We start from the raw sequence: 24,587 nt of genomic DNA, 5'->3' as shown, positions 1-24,587 counted from the left end.
AAGATGAAAGCAGGAGCCCATATCATCCAACGTCAGTCCATAGATATTCAGTTTGAAAACATGGAAAACGATAATGGATTGCAAAACCGACTGGCTGATCTGTTTTATGATCGGTTGGAGCCTGGTATGGAGCAATTACTTGATGAACTGTTTGGTGAAAAATATTACGCTTCTGTTGAGAAACTGGAGATTGAATGCGAAGTTTTGAACGAAAAAGATTGGGAAGAGGGCCTTGCAGAGCAGATCATTCAAAAGCTAAGGGAAAAACTTAGTCCTGTAAATAAAAGAGAAATCAAGGATGCAAAGGTTGAAGAATTAACGGCTCCCGAAATCTTCCTCTTTTTTCTTGAAAACGGTTCCTTTCCCTGGAATAATCGGGTTAATTCAATTAATGAATTGGAACAATTGATAAGTGTAAATAATGAACTTTTAGCCAAGTTAACAGAAAAAATAAAGGAGTATCCAAAAATTGCGGAACGCCTGGCTTTGCAGTTTTCGGAAAAGTTTACGTCAACGGTTATTACTGAATTAACTAAAGAAAGACAATGGGAGAGAAGTGAGCTTAATTCACGGATTTCAAAACTGGATTCAACATTAAATAGGCAGGCTGTTGATGGGGCAATTTTAAAGATGCTGGCTTCTGATCACCATGATAATCCAACCGAACAGCTACTCGAAAAACTGGTGGACAAAGCCCTGGCAAAAAATAAAGCCATTGATGAGAAAATTGATAAAACCATTGATAAGAACATTAATAAGAAAGAAGATAATAATTGCTACATCACTAATGCTGGGTTAATTCTGCTGCATCCTTTCTTGTCAATTTTATTTGAGCAGTTAAAACTTATCCATGAAAATGAATGGATTGACGAGTTAGCGCAAACTAAAGCGGTGTTGGTACTGGATTATTTGGTAACAGGCAATGAAAAAGCAGCGGAGTTTAACCTGATGCTCAACAAAATTCTCTGCGGCTTTGCTATCAATAATATTATCAGAACTGATGTAGCACTTGATCATGAAGCAAAAAATGAGTGTGAAACGCTTTTGAAAAATGTAATCGTTCATTGGAGTGCTTTAAAAAATACCGGGATTGATGCATTAAGAGAAACCTTTTTACAGCGTAACGGAAAGTTAAGTCCTGTTGACAATGGCTGGCTGTTAACTGTAGAGCAAAAATCAACCGATATTTTACTGGGTTATTTACCTTGGGGTTTTGGAGTAATCAGGTTACCGTGGATGAAAGAAATTGTACATACCGACTGGTGTTAACGTATCATGCTTAATTTATCAGGCAATGCAAACTCACGTAACAGGGATAACGGAAAAGATTGGAAATACAGTCAATAGTAATCAGCAAAAAAACAAGCCGTTTTTTGCCCCTGTAATCGTACAACCCAAATTAACGATTGGTCCTGTTGATGATCCTTATGAACGTGAAGCAGATTCAGTGGCCGAAAAAGTGATGCGCACGCCTGAGCAGGATGTTTTGCAAGCTAAACCATCACCTATTGTTATCCAAAAAAAATGCGCCGCTTGTGAAGAAGAAGAATTGAACCGCAAGGAAGATGAAGCCCCTGCAGTTGCTGACGAATTATCTGCCATTAAGGATATTCCCGTGCAGCGGAAATGTGCCCACTGTGAAGAAGAGGAACGAAACCTACAAATGAAAGGTGCCGATGGTGCTAAAGGAGGTTTAGGAGCTCTTTCCATTGTCAACCAGGTAATCAATTCGCAAGGAGAACCATTGCATGCAGCTACTCGATCATTTATGGAATCAAGGTTTGGTTATGATTTCAGTAATGTTCAAATTCATAATGATTTATTAGCCCATCAATCTTCAACGGCAATAAATGCAAAGGCATATACGCATGCCAATCATGTAGTGTTTGGTTCGGGTCAATTCCAACCTGATACAAATGCAGGAAAACAATTGCTTGCACATGAGTTAACCCATGTGGTGCAACAGAGAGCCGGTCAACAACAAGCTGTTCAACGGAGAATAGGCGACGGCCATGATTTGAACGCTGCACGATTTAAAGGGAACATAGTTTTAGAAGCCTTATATGACAACGAACAACTGTTACGTAAAGGCGATAAAGGACCTGCGGTAAAAATTTTACAACAAGCGCTGATCGATTCAGGAATGACTTTACCTGTTTACGGTGTCGACGGTAAATTTGGTGCGGAAACAGAAAATGCTGTAAAGACATTTCAGCGGGCTTCAGGGTTAAGTGGCATAGACCGGGATGGAGTTGTTGGGCCTACAACCATGGGCTGGCTTGATCAGCGTTTTACCAATTCACCAACTCCCGCGGGAACATCAAGAGGAGCAACCACTGGATGTCCGGCATTTAAAACCATCAAAGTTGATTTTGTATCATTCAGGGGTTCGACTCGTAATCCGGGGGCTGATTTGGATTATGCAAATACAGTTTTTAATCAATGTTGTGTAAAATTTGAAATGGGCAAAGGGTTCTCATTAAGCAATGCAGAATCTGATATAATACTGAAGGGCAATACGGAGTTAAATGTAGCCAATTCATGTGCGGCACTTTCTGCTGAAGAATCAAGCCTTGTTGCAAAATTATCTCCACGGGTCAGTTCACGCTTCAAGGTTTTTTATGTCGATACAATAAGTACTGGAGATAGGGCAATGAGTTTTCCTCCGTATTGTGCAACCGGATTAGCTGCTAGCCGTTTAAATTTTTCATTTGTGAGCAATTCGGCTATGCCTCGATCTCTTGCACATGAATTTGGACATATACTGCTTAATAGTCCCGGTCATGCTCCGGGAGTAACGACAAAATTGATGCATCCAACTAATGCAGCTACAGCTGAAGATTTGGATGCAACAGATTGCGCTACTGTATTTGCAAATGCTTAGTAATACCTAAATGAAATGAATGAAAGGAGTGAATTGAATTTATAACAGTTAGTCAAAGTATAAACCTGTTAAACTTACGGAGGCAATGCAAACTTGCATAACAGCGATATCAGCGAAATCTGGCATTAAACTAATCAACAGTAGTAAGCAAAAAAAGCCATTCTTTGCTCCCGTAATTTTACAGCCTAAATTGACAATTGGACCTGTAGATGACCCTTATGAACATGAAGCAGATGCAACCGCCGAAAAAGTGATGAGTATGTCTGATAACAGGGAGGTAGCAGCAAAACCAGCTCCTCTTGTTGTTCAAAAGAAATGTGCTGCGTGTGAAGAAGAAGAATTGAATCGAAAAGAAGATAACGAAGAATCAGAGCCTCTTGAGCCAAATCCTATAAAAGATATTCCTTTACAAAGAAAATGTACCCACTGTCATGAGGAAGATAGAAAAGTACAAATGAAAGGAATAGAGGGTGTAAAAGCGGGAATGGCTGTCCCTTCAGTTGTAAATGAAGTGATTAACTCAAAAGGCGTCCCATTGGATGCCATAACAAGAGCATTTATGGAACCGAGGTTTGGATATGATTTCGGGAATGTTCGACTCCATAATGATTCAATTGCTCACCAATCGTCCGCCGGCATCAATGCATTAGCTTATACACATGGAAATCATATCGTATTTGCTGCAGGTAAGTATCAGCCGAATACTGTTTCAGGCAAGAGATTATTGGCACATGAATTAACCCATGTGTTGCAGCAAAACCCATCAATACAGACTCATCAAATTTCACACAATACGGATTTAGGCACTATTCAACGTAAAGAAACACCTGGTACAGAAACAGATATTTTCTCAGGTGATAAAAGTTCAAAGTGCCCTAAAGTTCCCACTAATGAAGGGTTTATATTTCCTGATCCGCCTTGTCCAATAGGTACACATATCGGCTCAAAAGCGATGAAACGTTTTAATTTTTGTGCCGATTCAAGCACGCTTATTGACCCCAATCAGTTAAATGATCTCGATAAAATTTTGGAGACCAATTTCAAATCGAGTCGTTTTCTGATTCATGGTTATGCAAGTTTAGAGGGGAATAAGGATTATAATTTTGTTTTGGCGTGTCGCAGAGCTAACACCATTTTGGAGGCTCTTTCAGCTACAATGCGACGAAACAGCATGGACAAATCTAAAACAGAACAAGATGCTGAAATAAGCCGACGAATTGAAACCGCATCACAAGGTCCGACTAAAGAATTTGGAAATACACCGGAAGCAAATCGTATTGCAATTTTGTATCTCCAGGAACCACTTGGGGAAGCCCCCGATGAGCCTGCCTGTAAAGATGCGCCTAAAAACATAGGCGATGTGAAGCCTGATATTGACTGCGATCAACCTACTATGGTGCTCGAGGGTACTGAGGCAAGTTTGCAACGGCGATTTTTCTTCTTCTGTACGGGTTCTGATGTTTTTTTAGGCGAAACCGCTAAAAATGTTAAAACATTTGCGCATAAACAAGCTGCCAGTGCCTCATTTACAATCCATGGATTTGCCAGTGAAGAGGGAACTAAGGATACGAATAAACGACTTTCATGCCACCGGGCCTTACGAGTTGCGCGGGAATTGATGAATGCCGGAGTTTTGTCAGAGCAAATCAAGGAAGTGAGTGGCATTGGGGCTACAGATAAATTTGCCAAAGGAAATAATGAAACTGCCTTCTCTCAAAATAGAGTGGTGGTTATACACGTTGATGAAGGTCGTATAAATCCTTTAAATGATAAACCTAAGGAAGCAAAAACAGCTGAACAAAAGGCCGCGCTGATAAAGGAAGCGGCTAAAATTCTCTTATCGGGACAATATAATCTGGGTGCTGATGCTTATTTATCTTTCTGGACTTGTGGAACCACTCAAACTGTTCGACAGGCTGTTACGCGTTTACATATTCAATCTCCGTTGGGCGATAAAGATGAATTATTGACAGTCGATGCTGATGGAGTAGAGGAAGGAATTGGCGTAAATACCGTACGATTATCAAATACATCATTGCGTGCAGATAATCCACTGGAATGCATTATGGGCCGTTTAATAGATATGGCATTTCATCATGCGGTAATTAATAATGATGTGCTTACATCCAATAAAAACTTATTGGAAGATGATAATTCGCAAACGATTTCCCGATTAAGAAAAGATAAAAAAATGCGTCATGAGGTAGGACTTCACCTGGTATTTTTAGCAGGATTTTCAGCCTGTCTGGGTACTCAAGCCAGTGCCGGAAAATCACCAAGTGGTAAATCAACAGGCGTATCAGAGCCAATTGAAGATGACCCACTTCAATTGATGGAGCCTCCTTTATGTGCAGCAGTTCCACAACCCAGCCGATTATTAAGTCCGCCTAAAGGTGCCAAAAAACGTGAAAAAACAGTGTTTAAGCCTCAAAATACAGATTTTGGCCTGGAACAGAAGGGTGCACATGAATCGATCAGGATTGCTCCGAAAAAAAGCACAGGTCCTGCCTTAAATCAAAATCTGACAATTAAAACAGCAGAAGCATCACCCGTTATTAAGCCATCATCCACTGTTTCATTAGTGGGTAATGAAAATGTATTTAATGATTATGAAATTGGGTTTATGCAATCGATACTTGATGATCTCACCATTGCCCAATACATAACTGGTCATGAAGTAGTTCAAAAGCTCCCTGTGCCCACAAGAGCAGCAGAAATAAAGGGAAATCCACAGGTACCATTACCATGGATGTCGATGAATGCCATGCAAAGACCTGACCCCGAAGGACAGGTAAAATTAAACAGCACCTGGCAAATGGATTCCAACTTTGCTTTAACGCTTGGTTTCTTTAACGATAATCCAATTGTTAATGCCAATTTCTTAGACACACTTCAACATCATACGAAGATAGCCATCTGGTTAGTAGCACGCCGGCTTGGAGGGCCATTAGATCGGTTCACTGTTATTCCGATGGAAGGTAAAGTATATGAAATCGCTCAAAATATTAAGGTCGATTTTAAACGTAAAAGAGGAAACTTGGATCTACCAGAAAATGATCCTTTAAATCAGGGTGAGGTTGAAAATGTTTTAATTGATGGTGTATTTAGAACCATAGAAACATCGGATGCAGCTGCAGACTTCCGATTGGCCAGATTTGGGACCCCAACCGCAGGAAATATAGATTTGAACCGACAGTTTGTTTCAATGGTAGGTCCTGGAAAAGCGCCTTCTGGAGGTGAAGGAATGGACTTGCCTGAATATATGGCGTTAATAAAACAAATTGTTGATACCCTTAAGGTTTTCACCGAGGAAGAAATCGCCAATAATCAGGCAGGTAAAGACATGCCTCGTTTGGGTTATGTTTTTGATACGCTTACCATAACGGTAAGAATAAACCCCAATACAGGACGAATGTTGCCTTATTCGGAGATCGACAATGAACGAGAAAACAGATCGGTATTAATTGATAGTCCGGGTATTGGAAAAAATGGATTGAATGGTTTGTCAAAAGCGCTTGGACTTCGACTTGAAAAACTTGATCAGCAAAATCAGGCTAAAAAAGTGATACTGAATACAGAAGCTATAAAAAAATTATCAAGCGATCAGAATGGAACTTTCCTGAGATTTACCTTACCTCCATTAATAGCTGCCAAAGACGAAAAGAGACTTATTGAAGAGCCAGGAGTAAAGGAACAAATGGCTTTGCTATGGGCATGTACTGAGTTGCTTTTATCTGACGATGATCCATTCAACAAAGGCGGACTTGAACCTAGGGAGTTTGCTCTTGTTTACTGGAAGGACCGTGATCATACATTGCATCGCGATCCGGAGGATGCTGTTTATATGGGTAAACCATTGAATATGGCTACCGGAGTTATAGAAACCAATATTCCATGTGGAGCTATCAGAGCTTCAGGTATGATAGTGGGAAATGTTCATACACATCCTTTCGATGATAAAGATGCGCCTAAACCTAGTCCTAAAGATCAGGCAAATGCACGTAGTGGACATTGTGGTCGACAGTTTTACATCATTTCGCAACGGTTTGTCTTTGAGTATTTTTCGGATGATAACGAACCGAAAAAAATTGGAACCAGAGAGTCGGTGCTTCCAAAAGGAGTGCGATGCGATACCAAAGCAAAAGAACTTCCGTAGTTAAATTGATATACCCAGTAATGAGGCAATAATTTCATTTATATCCGAAACAAATGAATAAACAAAGGTTAATTCGTTCTGCTCCAAGTAAAGGGTCGATTTTTTTTAAACCTCGAATGCAGTCCAAATCGATCATTAGTCAGCCTAATGATAGCGATGAACAGGAAGCAGATACCGTTGCAGAAAAGGTGATGGGAGGGGGAAATAGTGAATCAACACAAACGTTCTTTAAACCCGCAGTGTCACAGATTCAACGTAAATGTGATTCTTGTGAGCAAGGAGGAAAATTACAATTAAAGTCGGACTCCAATCATAATTCCACTAGCGAAGTTTCTTCAGGTGCATTTAAGGTGATTAATTCCGCTGGACAATCATTAGATAATCCAACTAAAGATTTCATGGAATCAAGGTTTGGCCATGATTTTAGTAATGTCCATATTCATGATGATTCCAATGCTCATGAATCGTCTACAGCTATTAATGCCTTAGCCTATACACACGCTAATCATATTGCATTTGCTGCTGGACAATATCAGCCACAAACTGATGCAGGTAAACAACTGCTAGCTCATGAACTCACACATGTGATTCAGCAAACCAAAGCTGGTAATCCTCGTATACAACGCGCTTGTGCCGATAAAAGTGTAAGGAGCCAGGCCTGGGTATCTGTAAAAAACCAGCACGATTTTGCCGCTTTAGATGGTTATACGCCAATTAAAGGAAAGGTCTATGATGTGTTTTTTGATGGTAAGAGTTATTTTTTCTGTTATAACGATAAGCGTGTTTATTTCAAATATGCTAATACTAAAGATAGAGTAATACCAGATCTGGAAACAGCCTATAATATTAAAGTTGAAACCGGTGGAGCAAAATGGTTGAAATCAGAACTTGTATTGATATCGGAAGCGCTTTCTATGCTTAACGATACGGAGATTGCCAACTTGCGTGGTTATCGATTTATCAAACAGGGTGATGTAATGATTGAAGATGGTGACAAGGTGGTGGCAGGGCTTACCACTCAAGACATTATCAGGAATGAATATACCATTGAATTTTGGAAATTCTGTTTTGATGGAACTTCAGATACACCAGTAGGAACTAAAGCAGGGGTAACACCGGGAGTTCCTTGTATACTACATGAAATTGGTCATGCTATGATGTATGCAAGATCGAGGCCATATATGGAGGCTATGTATTTCCAAAATAAGTATCAAAAAGAATTTGATAAAGCCTCTGCCGACAAACAAAAAGGTATGAAGCCAAAACTGGATGAATTAAAACGTATTCATGATAAAGCTGAAGCAGCGTACAACAAAAATCCTTCGGTTGAATCTGAGTTTGTGAAACTGGTAAAAGGTAAACCTCCGTTAACACCTTACTCAAAGAAAAATGAACGCGAAGCATTTGCCGAGGCATTTGCAATTTATAAATTGAATCCTGATTTATTGAAGAAAAAGAACCTAAAGCTTTATCAGTATTTTAAAAGTAGTGGTTTTAAATAATATAGAACAGTCTATCCGAGACTTTTCTCATTAAGGTTTCGATAGGGCCATTTTTATAAATGCTACTAGGTGTTACAGGTGTTTACTTGATATAGAAGTATATTAATCGAAAATTTTCAATTTTACTTTTATCTGTTCAACAGTTTTCTTTAAACCCTGATTATACAGCGTATCTAAAACTTCAGGAACTTTTCGTGAGGGATTTTTTAGTTTTTTTACCTGATTCATAAATGCTTCGATTACCAATACATCGTTATTTTCTATTAATTCTAAAACGAAGTCATCAGGATGTAATATGGTTATATTAAAATCTTTTAGTACGGTATTGGGGAAGTCTTTAAGATTATGCGTAATTATAAATTTTGACTTTGATTTAATAGCTGCAGCAAGTACATGCCGATCATCAGGGTCTGGTAAATCAAGCCCATCTATCAAATTACCAAACCCGTTTACGTTCGCATCTGGAAAGATTTCATTCATTAAATCAACTGTTCTCTTAATACCATTCATATTAAGATCTGGTCGTTTGATTAATAAATTTCTAACCCATTCTTCTTGAATTTGAGCACTCCATTTTGGTTGATAAAGCTTCACGTTTGCCAGATGCATCAAAAAATCACGTAAGGGAGCAGGATATAATACGTTGGCGTCTAATATTGCAATCATTCTTTTAATAGCCCAAATTCATTTCTTGCGCTAATTTTGCCAACTCTTCCAATTTCTTATCTCTAATCTTTTTCATTCGAAGGTCATATTCAATTACATCATTTAAGTTTAGTCTTCTGTGCGTACCAACTTTTTTAAATGGAATTGCACCATCTTCAATTAGCTTAACGAGATATGGCCTGGAAATATTTAAAATATCTGCAGCTTCTTGAGTACTTATTTCAGAATCAGATGGTAGTAAGGTGATAGATTTACCTTGTGCCATATTATCTAATATTACATTTAATAATGCCATAGCTTTTTTAGGAATAGACAAAGGCTCATCACTTCCCTGAAAAGTAAACTGGATAAAGCCTGTATCAGTAATACTGGTTTTTAAGGAATTAATTCTCCGAATTTTGGAAATCGACTTTTTTGCAATTTCCTGATCAGCTTTTGAAGTACGTTCCAATACTGTTTCCATAAAACTCGTTGTTTTAACAAAGGTACATAAACGAAATAAACGAAACAAGTTATTGTAGGATATCTATTCCTTAAAAATAGGATTCTCGCAAATATTCAACACCTGATCTTTTTAACGCATTATATTTCGTAACTTAAGTAGTTAAAATCTGCTATCTATCTACAGAGGCATGTTATCCTTTAGCTATAAATCCACCTCTTCGGAAGCTGTTACGAATCCAAACAGTTCACATTTCTTTGCGCCATTTATTCAACCAAAACTTACCGTTAATCAGCCAAATGATAGCTACGAGCAGCAGGCAGATGCTGTTGCAGATCAAATTATTCGTACGGCTGATGTTAACCATTCCTTCTTTCGATCCAAAGACACAGAAACTTCTTCTATCCAACGTAAATGTTCGCATTGCGAAGAGGAAGAAAAATTGCAGTTAAAACCAGGTTCAATCAATAACCCAAATGTGAATGTTCCTGCAAGTGTTTACCAAACGGTTAATACCTCCGGACAATCATTGGATATGGGTACGAGAAGTTTTATGGAATCAAGGTTTGGAGCCGACTTTAACCACGTACGGATTCATACTGATGAAAATGCACATCAATCGTCATCCGCTATTAATGCAAGGGCTTATACACACCGTAACCATATTGTTTTTGGTGACGGACAATATCAGCCGAATACCCTTGAAGGCAAACGACTGTTGGCTCATGAATTAGCACATGTGATGCAGCAATCAACTACTTCGAATCATATTCAACGTCAGAAAAAAACACCCGTTCAATCGGATATTGAAAATTTAGTAAAAAAAGGCAAATGGTGTCGCGATTCTGCTGAGTCGGGGAAATTGCATCCGGGGTTGCAATGTTATCGGGAAATTCCTGCCGCTAAAGGACATCCACCCGGTGATCAATACTGCTTCGACAAAGATACGGGCGCTTTTAAAGAATCAAGTCCAGATTTTGTATCTGCTGTTTCCGGGCAGTTAAAAGATGGCACTTGTGATATTCCGATGAAACTTACCGATCCGCCTCAGCCATTTACCCAAAGAGGTCAACGATCAATGGGACATTTAATTGGTGATATTGCTACAGAAGATGCGAATTTGATAGGAGGAAGCTTTGGTGCTTTTACAGGCATTACAATGGGTATTGGGCTGCCAAAGGGAGGATTTGGAGCTAACAGCCTTTGGGTACCAGCAGTATTAGGTGCTTTTGGACTTTACCTGGGTAGTAAAGGACTGCCGAGGTTTAATAAATTTGCCGAACGACGCGGTTTTTTACCGACCATTAGTCTTGGTGGAGGTACCAATTTCGACCTAAAATTAGGCATCGGTTTGGAGAAAAGAGACCGGCCATTACCAATAATACCAATAAACTCTTACTTAACCTTTGGAGTGGATACCAGTTTAGGTATTACTGACGAACCGGGAATTAATGCTAGTTTTTTGGCAACCGTAGGCATCAGGGTTGATCCAAAAAAACAAGGAGGTGGTTTTGGTTTTGGTTCTGTTGGCGGTGGATTCCAGGTTGGAAAGGATGCCAGTACTGTTGGATCTTACAATTTAGGACTTGGTTATCGCTTTACTGACTTTCTGGATGTACAAGTAGAACGAGAATCGATAACCGGAGGAGAAGAAAGCGGATCTACTTACTGGCTCAAGCTAAAATTGGTTGCTCCGCAAAATGTGCTCAAAGGACATTAGTAAGCAGCTCCATCATTAGCCATTTTTTACCTCAATAAAAAAAAGTATTTTTAGGTAAAAGCATTAAGCCCTTGCAAAGCTACCAACACACCATTACTTGTTCACTCGCGTTTCTTCAGGAAACAATTGACCGGAGGTTGCAATTGTTTTTTCAGAAAGATACGGCTGCCCCTTTTGCTTATCCTGAGATTGTGCTGGAAGATATTAACGCGCCGATTAATCGATTTTTGGTGCATTATCAGGTAAATATCGAAGAGTATATTGTGTTGCTATTGGCTTTAACACCACATATTCAACCCAATTTTTTTGATGCTATAATTCAAACCTACTTACCTAATGGTGGTGATTTTGCGGAAATAGGAGGAGTAAAGGGAAATAACCATCGTGGAACTATACCAACCGGAGAAACAGCCTTATTTATTCTTGGAGGAAATGATATTACTAAAAGAATGCAAGTAGCCCATTATTTTTCGCCTGATCATTTTTTTGCAAAAGAGCATATACTTAGCCTAGAGCAGCTTCGTGACGGAGAACCTCGTATGAGCGGAAAGATAATACTGCAGCCGGATTATATTGATCTGTTTACGATCGGTACAATTTCTAAACCGGTATTTGGACCTGATTTTCCCGCAAAGAGCATCTCTACAAAACTGAATTGGAATGATTTGGTGCTTAATACCAAAACAGAGACGCAAATACAGGATATCAAATTGTGGCTCGATCATAATCAAGCATTGATGAATGATTGGGAAATGGCTAATAAAGTTAAACCTGGCTACCGGGCGTTGTTCTATGGTCCATCTGGCACCGGTAAAACATTAACCGCCACTCTTTTAGGGAAGCAATTTCAGAAAGAAGTTTATCGTATAGACCTGTCGCAAATTGTTTCAAAATACATTGGCGAAACAGAAAAAAATCTCGAGAAAGTTTTTGACAAAGCCGAACACAAAGATTGGATATTATTTTTTGACGAGGCTGATGCGTTGTTCGGTAAACGTACCAATGTGCAAAATGCGCATGATAAATACGCCAATCAGGAAGTTTCTTACTTGCTGCAGCGGGTAGAAGACTTTCCGGGACTCATCATTTTAGCTTCTAATTATAAGAGTAATATAGACCAGGCATTTGTTCGCCGCTTTAATGCCATTGTTCATTTTCCTATGCCCAACACAAATGAACGGTACGAAATCTGGAAGACGTCAATCCCTCCTAAAGCAAAATTAGCTGATGATATAGATTTGAAAATGCTGTCGAACAAGTATGAGCTTACCGGATCATCCATCATTAGTGTTGTTCATTATGCATCCTTGCAGACCATCCATAAAAATAGCTCGGTCATCCAAAAGAAAGATCTTATTGAAGGCATAAAGCGGGAATATGAAAAGGAAGAGAAGGTGTTTGTAAGTTGATTTATCGCTGCTGTTTGTAAATAGTTGATAATAAGTTTAAATGATCAAAACACGCCTGGGAGTGTTACGCATCAGAAAGTATATGTCATAAAGGTTATTATAATTTCTTATAATGAAACATTTGAGAAAGTGTTGTCGTTAAAAGAACTATAACATCTAAATAATTAGCTAATTAGCTTATCTAAAAGCGCTGAATTAGTAACCAAGAAAAGCATACTTTATGAGAAAATTGATCATTTTTATGGCTCTGCTGCTTTCTTTTAGCATTTGCGTAATTTCTGTATCTGCGCAAGTGATCTGGCTAAGAGGTGACCGTAGTGCTGCTGTAACAACCATTTGGACAGATATTAGTGGTAATCAACATGATGCTACTGCTGCCAAGGACGAAAATCCATCCAAAACCGGAATTTTAAATTATAATCCTGTAATGGTTTTTGATGGGGTAAATGACCAAATGAAAATACCCTACAGTTTCGAAGGTTTATCAGGATTAACGGTAATAACAGTATTTCAATCTCCTGATACAACAGAACGAAATGTATGGAGTACAGAAAATGCGCTGTCAAGAAAAGTTCTGTTAACAACAAGGCACATAACCGGTCCTGATAGTGCAATTGATTTTTATGGTCAGAATGAGAAGATTCCGGTAATTAACACCATTACTCAAAATTGGATCGGAACATCAGTTTTAAGCACAAACGCTTCTTTAATATTGGGAAATACAGGTAAGGCTTCCGGTAACCGGTTGTTTAAAGGGGGAATTGCTGAATACATTGTTTTTGATAAGGTTTTAGAGCCGATGGTCAAGCTTCAATTCGAAACCTATTTGGCCATAAAGTATGGAATTCCTTTAAAGAGTAATTATATAAGTTCTGATGAGCTTGTCTTATGGAGTGCAAAAGATAATCAGCAGTTTTCAAACAGAATAACAGGAATTGGAAGGGATGATGTTTATTCACTGTATCAAAAACAAGCTAAAAGTTCGTATGACGGTATCAATTTGTTAACGATAAGTGTTAACAATCTAGCTAAATCTAATGATAGTAATACTGCTAAAATTGATGATAAGAACTTTTTATTGTGGGGCGACAATAACAAACCTCTTGCTATAAAACAGGGTTCTGAGCAAAATGCGGCTGTTTCTTTTCTCCAACGGCAATGGCTTATGAAGGTGAATGGGAACAGTGCATCAAAGTTGCCTACGGAACTACAGGTTAAAATTTCAAAATTCCCTGCTGATTCATTAGGCTATTGGTTAGTTATAGATAGAAGTGGTAAGGGAGATTTTTCGGAAGATAAGCTGGAGTATATTTTTCCGGATAGTATATCTGCTGATAGTGTAGCTCATTTCGCAAATATCAAATGGGATACAGATCAATCAGGAAGTGATGTATTTGGCTTTGCTCAATCAAAACCACTGTTTGCTATGATTACCTCACAAGTACAACCAACCTGTTCAGCTTCTAATGGAGGAAGTGTTGTCTTAAAGGTAATCGGCGGACGAGGTCCTTATCAGTATGAATTAAGAAATTCATCACAAAACTCCTTTCATAAAGGCGAAGGTGCGGAAAACATCACAATCAACGGATTGAGTGCAGGAGATTATACCTTTAAATTGAAGGATAGCAAGAATGATGTGGTAGAACGCACATTTTCTCTTAATCTACCTGATGAGTTAATTGTAAACCTTGGAGAAGACCAGGACTTAAAACTCTCACCGAATAAAGAAATCATCTTAGACGCAACTGCACATATCAACAATTCAAGTGCTGTAACCTATAAGTGGACGAGTAGTCATGGTTTTAGCAGTGATGCAGGAAAGATAAAGGTATCTCAGTCTGGTATTTACACTGTAACAGTAACGAATTCACTAGGATGTAGTTTTTCGGATGAAATCATAGTTTCTGGATCCGTAGCAAGAAAATTTGATGTATTTCCGGCTCCGGTGGCTGTTGGAGATAATTATAACGTATCAGTATCATTAAATGAACCTGAGGCTGTAATACTTAAGATATGTGACTTAAACGGTAGCATTCTTAAAGAAATAAAAAGCAGTGATAAATCAGAGTATCATTTTATGAACTCATTGCAGGTGCCCGGAATGTATATCGTAATACTACAAACATCCAAGGGAATTGAAACCAAAAAGTTTATGGTTCACTAATCATAAGTAAACTATACCCGCTCTCATTAAGCAATAATTCCATTTACCTTAGTTAAGTCAATAACCAATGACGAATATTTCTTTCAGGAAAATTACTGCTCTTTTAGTTTTAACTGCGGGCATTATCAATAATGCTTATTGTTCAGAAATAATAGACAAAAACGGCCCTTCTAAAAAATACTATCTTTCAAAAAAACAGGAAGGACAGATTGGGGTATCTGAGAAAATTCCAATCGATAATCCGGCAGATAACGTATTTCATATTAATATCGATAAGTCCTTACGCGGCAATGAAAATGTTTGGCTAATCTATGAATTAGAAGGAGTGGAAGACCACAATGCTGTATCTCGTAGTGTAAATGATCAGTTAGCTGTTGGGGGGTATCTGGTTAAAAAGAGAAACGGTTGGGTAAAACAACGTGAAAGAATAAATGCCGCCTGGCTAAAATCAGGAGACAATGTTATTCGCTTCACTGTACCTTCAGGAGCAAAACATCATTATCAGGTTCGCAATCTTCAGTTCGAAATAGATCACACTAATAGTGCTATTGGTCAATCTTTGGTGATCGATCAAAACGCTGGCCATACTTATTATAATAATATGGCCTACATTAAAGGCTTTATTACAGGTAATGATAATAAGGCTCAAATCTTTATTGACGGAGAAAAGGCACGACTATACAAAGGAGAATTTGAAGGAGTTGTTAAACGTTCCGGTATTTCACAACGGGTTAAAGTAGAAGCCGTATATCCGAATGGGCAAAGATTAGTGAAGAACGTTGAATTTCTAAATTCGGAAAACGCTGATTACACTTATGATTTGTCGGGAGCAATTAGCGCCACTAAAAAACTCATTCTTCCCCATCAGGATGCCAGTGTTTCGTTAAATGGAGCAAGTTTGACATTAGTTAATGGTTCACTTAAAAGTGCTCAATCTATATCTATTACCTCATTAAGAGATGTCGATATTCCGGCTCTTGACCCGGGAATGGTAAATGTGACCAAAAATCATGTCGGTTATCGTTTCCTTCCACATAAAACGCAGTTCCTGAAAGAAGCTCAATTACGTATTGCTTTTGATGAGGAAAAGATACCAGACGGTTATACCGCAAAAGATGTAAAGACCTATTTCTTTGATGAGAGTTCGCATCATTGGATTGCATTACCATTGGATTCAGTAATGGAAGAAAGTGGCGAAGTAATTTCCGGTACCACGCATTTTACTGACATGATCAATGCGGTGATTAAGGTGCCCGAATCTCCCGAAGTAAATGCTTACAACTCTAATTCCATTAAAGACATTAAATCAGCAAATCCAACGGCTGCAGTTAATCTTATAGAGCCTCCACAGGCCAATAGTATGGGTAACGCATCAATTGGTTATAGCATTAATATTCCATCTGGCAGAAATGGTATGCAACCACAGGTGGGCATTTCTTATAACAGCGGAAATGGTAATGGATGGTTGGGTTTAGGATGGGGATTAGGCACACCTTTTATTGGAATTGATACACGTTGGGGTGTACCACGCTATGATGCAGGAAAAGAAACAGAAACCTATTTGTTTAATGGAGAACAGTTGACTCCGGTTGCTCATCGGGGCGAATTGCAAGACCGAACGACGGGTGATAAACGATTTTATCCAAGGGTGGAGAGCTCTTTTAGTAAGGTTATTCGTCATGGAAATAGCCCTGCAAACTATTGGTGGGAAGTAACAGATAAGAACGGGACAACATATTTCTATGGTGGTGACCCTGATAATGGGGTAGATGAAAATGCTACCTTAAGTGATGCTAATAACAATAAAGCCCATTGGTGTTTAAAAGAAACACGTGATTTGAATGGGAATTTTGTCCGTTATCAATATCGAAAAGTTGAAGATGTTGGCGTTGAGGGTGGAACGGTACCAGGTTATCAGATTTACATTGAAAAGATTTCCTACACAGGACATAACACGGAAGAAGGCAAATATGCTGTACTGTTTAAGAGAGACCGGGAATTGCAAAACTGGAAAAAACGTGTGGATGTAAACATCATGGCCAATCTTGGTTTTAAGCAAGTTACAGCCGATTTGTTAAAGAAAATTGAAGTACAGTTTGAGGGAAAGAATATCCGGAGTTACGAGTTGAACTATAAACAAGGAGAGTTTTTCAAAACCTTGCTCGATAGTATAAGTGAGTTTGATGCCGCCGGTAAATTCTTTAATAGTCACAAGTTCGAATATTATAATGATATAACTACGGGAGGTAATTTAAAGCCTTTTAAAACCGTAGAAAACTGGACAACTAATAATGATAAGATTAATGCCAATTTTATAAATCCAATAAAAAACATTGATCCGTTAAAAGATTTTGGAGATGAGGCTTCGGCTTTAAGTGGTACAAAGTCTACAGACATAGGTGCCGGTCTTGCTGTTACGGTTGGTTTTGATGCGAATGTTGCTTCAAAGAGTACCTCTGTTGGAGGTAATCTGGGTTATTCGGAATCAACAAGTGAAGGGCTTTTATCCATGATTGATATAAATGGAGACGGATTGCCTGATAAAGTTTTCACAACTAATGACGGAATGTTTTATCGTCCAAATTTATCAGGACCTGATGGTACTGCTGTTTTTGGAGATAAGATTTCAATTCAGGGTATTAATAAGTTTCATAAAGAGAAGAGTAAGACAATTAGCGGAGGTATTGAAGCTCATGGTCCCGGAGCGGTTATTTTTGCAGGTGTAGGTGCTAGCAAAACTACCTCTACTACAACGGTTTATTTCACTGAAGCCAATGGCGATCAATTAACGGATGTGGTGATTAACGGAACAGTTTATTTCAATAGACTTAATACCACTTCCGGCCATCCGGAGTTTAATCCGACAAGTAATGGAACTCCAAGTCCTATTAACCAGGACGGCAATGTGGCTACTGATATTTATGAAGTAGATCCCGCTGAACTTGATTCTGCAATTAATCAAAACCCTTTGCATGATGTTGTTCGTACGTGGAAGGCTCCTTTTGATGGTCAGGTAGTGGTTAAGGCTCCTGTTCAATTAATTAAGAGTAATGATGCGGATCGAAATGAGACTCCCGCAGATGGTGTGAGGGTAGCTATTCAGCTGAAAGGAACCGAATTATGGAACGCAACCATCGGTCCGGATGACTATTCATGGCATCAGCCATCAGGAGTAAATAATTTAGCTGTTCAAAAAGGGGACAGGATTTATTTTAGAGTAGGTTCAATAGCCAATGGTTCTTATGATCAGGTGAATTGGAGTCCACAGATCGAGTACTTAAATCAGGATATCAGCTTAAAAGATGCTAATAATAAACCGGTTTATAGCTTTTCAAGTAAGGATGATTTTGTACTGAGTTCTAGTCAGGAAGTGGCAACACCAATAAAAGGACAGGTTAAAATTGAAGGAAGTTTTAGTAAACCTAAAACCTCTGATTCAGTTTTGGTGCAGATTATAAAGAAAGTTAACAATGGTATTGAAGTACCTGTATGGTCTAAAATGTACTCTTGGGAAACAGAAGTAAATGAGCCGATTGTTGCTGATTTAGCTGTTGAGAATAATGAAAGTTATTCATTTAAAGTACACTCTTCAACAAATATTGACTGGAGTAATATAAAATGGAACCCGGTGATGTATTATACTGCATCAGCTGATCCTGCAATACCAGTTACAGGAACCTCAGGAGAATCGCTCATTAAGTTTTATCCTGTACCTGATTATTCCATTTATGCTGATGTGATTTCAATTACGAAGCCTTGGGTGGTAAATGCAAATGTTAACTCCATTAGTGTAATCCCTCAGCTTTCGTTACCGCCTTCATCACTTTACAATGGTTCAATCACCTTTTCCGTAAAGAAGAAAGATACGCTGGTTGCTAAACAAAGACTCAATGTAGTTAATGGTCAGATTGGTAATCCCCAAACATTAAACATTAATACATCTACAAATGATACCTTATATTTTGAATACCACACAACTAGTTTTGAATTAGCTAAAGTGCTGGATCATAAGGCTGTTGTAGTTCAGGCAGGAACGACACTGAATGTAGCAACCGGATTACATGCTTATCTGGATACAGTTAAAAATGGAAATATAATTTTTGGCCCTTTATTTAGAGGATGGGGACATTTTGCCTATAACGGTAATCGCGACCGGGCAACAAGTGCCATCAATGAAAGTGAGCTAAAATTAAGCGAAGTGCTTTTAAATACCGAACCTGTAGATGTTGGTTCTATAGGAGATGGTAATGAATTGGAGAATAAGAATACTTATGATCCTGCAAAAGACAATTTTATTATGTTAGTTGCCATGGGTGAAAAAAAACACTGGGAGGGATATGATAAGCAAACGTTTATAACTGCTGATATTATTAGTAGTTCTCGATTGGGAGATGATGATATAAGTCCGGCACAGGCTGTTCCAGGAAATGGCAGTGGTGCAAGAGCAATAAATAAAATTGCAAAAAGTACTAATTATTCATTCTCTGTTGGTGCCGGAGGAGGCTTTGTTAGTGGTAGCTATGGCAAATCTTATGGAGGAATGAAGGTGCTTACTGATTTTGTAGATATGAATGGCGATCGCTATCCGGATATTGTTACGGAGAGAAAAATTCAGTATACCAATGCTTTAGGAGGACTATCATCGACCTATATTGACCACGGTAAAAAAGAAAATCATAAAACTACCACTGAGTCGGATGGTGTTTCTTTATCAGGCTCATTTGTTACTTCCAAGGGAACTTCATCTCCTTCAAATGCCAAAAAAATCACATTTAGTGTTGGTACGGGCAATAATTCAGCAGGTTTAAGTGCCAACTATGGAAAGGGAAAAAATGAAGCTGATTTTACATGGATGGATATTAACGGAGATGGTTTGCCAGATAGGGTTAAGCAAGGTGGAATGGTTGAATTAAATCTGGGATACAGTTTTGCTCCGGAAGAGCCTTGGGGGTACAGTCAAATACAGAAAGGTGATAGTAAAAGTTATGGCGGCGGACTTGGATTCAGTATTTGGAATGGTAGTATTTCAGGAGGGATCAGTTTATCAAGATCGGATAACTATAACAGAATCGGGCTGCAGGATGTGAATGGTGATAACCTGGTTGATATTGTCTTAGAAGGAAACCCAATGAAAGTAAGATTAAATACCGGAAGTGGGTTTGGAGAAGAAATAAATTGGTTGGGGGCATCGCAAATAAACAAAAGCTCGGCCGCTAATGAAGCTGCGAATGTTGCTTTTACCTTCGGTATTTATTTTCCTATAGTTAATATTAAGATTTGTTTTAACCCAAGTGTGAATGCAGGTAAAGGTATGACCAGGGATTTGGAGAAACTTTCTGATGTAGACGGTGACGGGTATCCGGATTATGTAAAATCTACAAAGGATAATGAATTGTTTGTATCACGATCAACTATAGGTCGAACCAATCTATTAAAAGGTGTTAAACGTCCATTGGGGGCATCTTTTGCCATCGACTACAAGCGTATTGGTAATACTTATGAGATGCCAAATGATGTATGGGCTTTAAGTCAGGTTGAAGTTAAGGATGGTTTTACAGGGGACGGAGCAGATCGGATGCTAACGACTTTTGATTACAAAAATGGTTACTACGATCGCTTTGAGAGAGATTTTTATGGCTTTAAAAAAGTAATTGTAAATACGCATGATACTCAAAAGCGCGATGAAGAATATATAGTTGTTGAGCAAACTTTTAATAATGATAATTTTTATGAAAAGGGACTGCAACTGACAGAGGTGATGCAAGACGGACAAGGCCATAAATATCTAGAAAAAGAGAATCAATATTCAGTAACCGACCGATCAACTGGAACTGTCTTATCCTCAGATGCGAAAAAAAACTTTGTTAACAGTGCTTTTCCATCGTTAAAGGAAACCGTACAAAAGTTTTATGAAGGACAAACAGATCCGGGAAAAAGCACCAGAAGCACTTATGCTTATGATCAGCTAGGGAACGTTACCAATTTTACTGACTTTGGAGATGAAGGCGATCAGGATGATATTTCATCAGTTATCACTTATCATTCAGTTGAAGATAAATACATAATGTCATCGCCTAAGTCAATTGTGGTTAGTGGCAGTAGCGCAGTATATCGCAAGCGCGAATCTTCTATCAATGAAAAGGGGAATGTTAGCCAAGTAAAACAATTCCTTGAAAATGGGGAAGCCGCTGCTTTTGATATGGAATACGATGCTTATGGTAATCTTAGCAAGGTAACCCGACCGACAAATGCAAAAGGACAAAGACTATCGTTTAACTACATTTACGATAATACGGTTCATACCTACAATACAAAGGTGAGTAATTCCTATGGGTATAATTCTGAGGCCAGTTATGACTTTCGTTTCGGCCAAGTCATAAGTAGCAAGGATATGAATGGTCACCTGATTTCTTCGGAATTTGATAACCTGGGCAGGATTATTAAAGTAACCGGTCCTTATGAAAAAGCTTCGCCCGCTGGTTATACGATTAAATTCGAATACCATCCGGAGGCAGCTGTTCCTTGGGCATTAACAAAACATTACGACCCTTCAAATCCGAGGAATGATTTGGAATCAGTCATTTTTGTGGATGGTTTGGGGCGTGTTTTACAAACGAAGAAAGATGCTGCCATTTATCAAGGGGAAAATAAAGCTGATAAAGAACAAGTGGTCGTTTCAGGAAGAGTGAAGTTTGATCCTTTTGGCAGAATTTATGAATCTCGTTATCCTGTAATTGAAAATTTAGGTACCCTCGGTAAGTTTAATTTTTCCGAAGATAATATCGCTCCTACATTAAGTACTTATGATATTATGGGGCGTACACTCACGACTACATTACCGGATGGTGCAGTTAATAAAACTGAATATGGTTTCGGAAATGATCGGAATAGTGTAAAGCAATTTAGTATTAAAATTACTGACGCAAATGGGAAACAAACTGAGCAATTTACAGATATAAAAGGTAGAAATACCTCTATAAAAAATTATACAACAGATAAAGATATCTGGACAAGTTTTGCCTATAACGCAATTGACGAACTGATTGCATCAACTGATGATGAAGGACATACTACTCAGTCCGTTTATGATTGGTTTGGCAGACGCACCGGCCGTAAACATCCTGATGCAGGCATAAACATTTATACCTATGACCTGGTTGGAAATCTGATTCAGTTACAAACAGCTAACTTGAAAAAGGATAATGCTCACATCAATTATGATTATGATTTTGAACGTTTAACAAACGTTAATTATCCTCAAAATCCTGAAAATAATGTAAGGTATGTTTATGGAGCTGTAGATGCATCTGATAATCGTGTAGGACGCATCGTTTTACAGGAAGATGTTTCAGGAGCACAAGAGTTTTTCTATGATGCGCTAGGAGAGGTGGTGAAGAATGTTCACACTATTGTGATCCCACAACATGCTGAGCAAACCTACATTACAGAATGGAAATATGACACTTGGGGACGATTAACTTCAATGATTTATCCGGATGGAGAAGAGGTTGCCTATAATTACAATGTTGGTGGCCTGCTTAATAGTCTGAATGGCAAGAAAAAAGGCAGTCAGTATAACTATGTTAAGCAGCTGGGATACGATAAGTTTGAACAGCGTTTATTCCTGGCTTATGGCAATGGAACTAAAACAACTTATACCTATGAACCAGATCGTAGAAGACTAAAAGTGATGAATGCCAAAACGGCCAAAGGAAGAACTTTTATGGATAATGTTTATGGTTATGATAAAGTAAATAATATTCTGAGCCTGAAAAATAACGCGCCTGTGCCTGCTGCAAATCTGATGGGTGGGTCTTCAGAATATGCTTATGATTATGATGATATGTACCAACTTAAAGAAGCTACTGGCTTATTTAAGGGCAGTAATAGTCAGCATCGTTATTCACTAACTATGGATTATAATACAGTAGGTGGAATTACCAAAAAAGTTCAAAAGCATGAACGAAGTGGTGGTAGTTCCGGAAATGCGTGGACAGAGCAGAAAAAAACTACCTATGCTAGTGATTATACTTATGGAGAAAGTCAGCCGCATACGCCTGTGCATATAGGTCGGCAAACCTATAGTTATGATGCAAATGGTAATCAGACTGGTTGGGAGGATGATAAGAGCGGACAACGTCGGAAGATATTCTGGGATGAAGAGAACCGTGTAAGAGCAGTGATGGATAATGGTGCTACTTATCATTATGTGTATGATGCCTCGGGTGAGCGCGTATTGAAAGGACAGAGCCAAGGACAAACAGCTTTTGTAAATGGTGAAAGAAAAGCCGGCTCGGGTCAAATGGGTAATTATACAGTTTATGTAAACCCATATATTGTGCTAAAAAGTGGTGGTTATACCAAGCATTATTACATTGAGGGTCAACGCATTTTGAGTAAGCTAGGTGGTGGTTGGGATAATAAAGGGAAAGGTCCTTTAAAGGCAGGAGGAGATTCACTTAACTATACGAATAAGAAGCAGGCAATGGAGCAGGGTATTGTGAAAAACCTTAAATTTTTGGGTATGGACGGTCAGATTTTAACAGCTGGCAAAAGTGGTAAAATTCCTCCTGGCCAAATTAACGGCACCGGAAACGCAACCGAATCTTTTCAATATTATTTCCATCCTGATCATTTAGGAAGTACTTCTTACATTTCAGATGCTGCCGGAGAAATATATCAGCATTTAGAATATTTTGCTTTCGGAGAAACTTTTGTAGAAGAACATAGTAATACTAACAGGGTACCTTATTTATTTAATGGAAAAGAGTTAGATGAAGAAACCGGACTGTATTATTATGGGTCGAGGTATATGGATCCAAAAACTTCTTTATGGTTGTCAATTGACAGGTATACAGAAAAATATCCCGGTTTTAGTGGTTATTCTTATTGTTTGAATAACCCAGTGATAGTTACTGACCCAACGGGTGATACTACACATTTGGTGGTGTATGGAGCGGGGTATCTAAACTATACAACTGCAGGTGGAGGCCATGATGTTGGTAAAGGATTTCAATTGAACGCGGAAGCGCTTAAAAAGAAAATTGAAAGTAGTCCAACTTTTGATCCGGCCAGGGATGCAGTTATTCTTGTTTATGCTCCATCTTCTTCAAGATTTATCAGTGCTGTAAATAAAAAATACAAATCGGGTAAAATTGGTAGTCTCACTGTATTTAGTCATGGATATGGATTTAGTGATAACAATGGAACCAACACGGGAGGAGTGAGCTTGGGTGGAGAAAAACCAAATGAACGACGTTCAGATGGAACAACTACAAGTCAGGCGGATGCAGATGCGCAGAAAAACAATTATGATTTAAGAGAGATCAACGGTAATAATGTGATGAGATTTGATAAATCAAACTTTGAAAAATCGGCCGTGGCTACTTTTTACGGATGCTGGATAGGAGGAGACCAATCTTGGAGTGATGCACAGATTCGGAGTTTTTCATTTGGTCAAAAACTCGCAGACAATATGGGAATTACCGTAAAGGCATTAACAAGTAGTGGACTCTTTAAAACTAACAGTAGTGGTAAAGTTATCTATGACGGTACGATGATTAGAGCTATTGATGCAAAATCGCAAAAAACGAGACTTTCTACATTCCGTCCATATTCAGTACCTTCAATCATTAGAAAATAAT

10 protein-coding genes are annotated in these 24,587 nt (G+C 38.5%); 8 read left to right on the top strand and 2 right to left on the bottom strand.

Features of this window, described 5'->3' with window-relative positions:
- Window positions 1-3: 3 nt before the first annotated feature.
- From SOLCA_RS10505 to SOLCA_RS22335, 4 genes are all read left to right on the top strand, one after another.
- Window positions 4-1,269 (top strand): contractile injection system tape measure protein, encoded by a 1,266-nt coding sequence (locus SOLCA_RS10505; RefSeq protein WP_014680427.1) that lies wholly within the window; start codon window positions 4-6, stop codon window positions 1,267-1,269.
- A 25-nt stretch (window positions 1,270-1,294) separates the two neighbouring features.
- Window positions 1,295-2,884: an eCIS core domain-containing protein gene (locus SOLCA_RS22345; RefSeq protein ID WP_014680426.1), complete on the top strand. Its 1,590-nt coding sequence runs from the start codon at window positions 1,295-1,297 to the stop codon at window positions 2,882-2,884.
- Window positions 2,885-2,969: 85 nt separating this feature from the next.
- Complete coding sequence (locus SOLCA_RS22340; protein WP_014680425.1) at window positions 2,970-7,040, top strand: eCIS core domain-containing protein; 4,071 nt, start codon at window positions 2,970-2,972, stop codon at window positions 7,038-7,040.
- Between the two features lie 53 nt (window positions 7,041-7,093).
- Complete coding sequence (locus SOLCA_RS22335; RefSeq protein ID WP_014680424.1) at window positions 7,094-8,542, top strand: eCIS core domain-containing protein; 1,449 nt, start codon at window positions 7,094-7,096, stop codon at window positions 8,540-8,542.
- Window positions 8,543-8,644: 102 nt separating this feature from the next.
- On the opposite strand, the gene SOLCA_RS10485 is transcribed toward SOLCA_RS22335, so the two are convergent.
- Window positions 8,645-9,208 carry a PIN domain-containing protein gene (locus SOLCA_RS10485; RefSeq protein WP_014680423.1) on the bottom strand — a complete coding sequence of 188 codons (564 nt, stop codon included), beginning with the start codon at window positions 9,206-9,208 and terminating at the stop codon, window positions 8,645-8,647.
- 4 nt (window positions 9,209-9,212) lie between these two features.
- Window positions 9,213-9,671: a helix-turn-helix domain-containing protein gene (locus SOLCA_RS10480; protein ID WP_014680422.1), complete on the bottom strand. Its 459-nt coding sequence runs from the start codon at window positions 9,669-9,671 to the stop codon at window positions 9,213-9,215.
- A gap of 169 nt (window positions 9,672-9,840) precedes the next feature.
- Here SOLCA_RS10480 and SOLCA_RS22330 point away from each other — a divergent pair, with 169 nt between their 5' ends.
- From SOLCA_RS22330 to SOLCA_RS10460, 4 genes are all read left to right on the top strand, one after another.
- Window positions 9,841-11,370, top strand: a complete 1,530-nt coding sequence (locus tag SOLCA_RS22330) for an eCIS core domain-containing protein (RefSeq protein WP_014680421.1) — start codon at window positions 9,841-9,843, stop codon at window positions 11,368-11,370.
- Window positions 11,371-11,441: 71 nt separating this feature from the next.
- Window positions 11,442-12,779, top strand: a complete 1,338-nt coding sequence (locus tag SOLCA_RS10470; RefSeq protein WP_014680420.1) for an ATP-binding protein — start codon at window positions 11,442-11,444, stop codon at window positions 12,777-12,779.
- Window positions 12,780-12,999: 220 nt separating this feature from the next.
- Window positions 13,000-14,943 (top strand): T9SS type A sorting domain-containing protein, encoded by a 1,944-nt coding sequence (locus tag SOLCA_RS10465; RefSeq protein ID WP_014680419.1) that lies wholly within the window; start codon window positions 13,000-13,002, stop codon window positions 14,941-14,943.
- A 67-nt stretch (window positions 14,944-15,010) separates the two neighbouring features.
- Window positions 15,011-24,586, top strand: a complete 9,576-nt coding sequence (locus SOLCA_RS10460) for a SpvB/TcaC N-terminal domain-containing protein (RefSeq protein WP_014680418.1) — start codon at window positions 15,011-15,013, stop codon at window positions 24,584-24,586.
- The last annotated feature ends 1 nt before the right edge of the window (window position 24,587 follow it).

This window comes from Solitalea canadensis DSM 3403 (assembly GCF_000242635.2).
Taxonomy (GTDB): domain Bacteria; phylum Bacteroidota; class Bacteroidia; order Sphingobacteriales; family Sphingobacteriaceae; genus Solitalea; species Solitalea canadensis.
Note: the sequence above shows the minus strand (reverse complement) of the source record. Positions and strands in the feature narration are given on the sequence as shown.

Bases quoted from the DNA above. Each gene is read 5' to 3' on its own strand.
- SOLCA_RS22335 (WP_014680424.1), top strand. From the start codon at position 7,094: ATGAATAAACAAAGGTTAATTCGTTCTGCTCCAAGTAAAGGGTCGATT.
- SOLCA_RS10465 (WP_014680419.1), top strand. From the start codon at position 13,000: ATGAGAAAATTGATCATTTTTATGGCTCTGCTGCTTTCTTTTAGCATT.
- SOLCA_RS10505 (WP_014680427.1), top strand. From the start codon at position 4: ATGAAAGCAGGAGCCCATATCATCCAACGTCAGTCCATAGATATTCAG.
- SOLCA_RS22345 (WP_014680426.1), top strand. From the start codon at position 1,295: ATGCAAACTCACGTAACAGGGATAACGGAAAAGATTGGAAATACAGTC.
- SOLCA_RS10485 (WP_014680423.1), bottom strand. From the start codon at position 9,208: ATGATTGCAATATTAGACGCCAACGTATTATATCCTGCTCCCTTACGT.
- SOLCA_RS10480 (WP_014680422.1), bottom strand. From the start codon at position 9,671: ATGGAAACAGTATTGGAACGTACTTCAAAAGCTGATCAGGAAATTGCA.
- SOLCA_RS22340 (WP_014680425.1), top strand. From the start codon at position 2,970: ATGCAAACTTGCATAACAGCGATATCAGCGAAATCTGGCATTAAACTA.
- SOLCA_RS10460 (WP_014680418.1), top strand. From the start codon at position 15,011: ATGACGAATATTTCTTTCAGGAAAATTACTGCTCTTTTAGTTTTAACT.
- SOLCA_RS22330 (WP_014680421.1), top strand. From the start codon at position 9,841: ATGTTATCCTTTAGCTATAAATCCACCTCTTCGGAAGCTGTTACGAAT.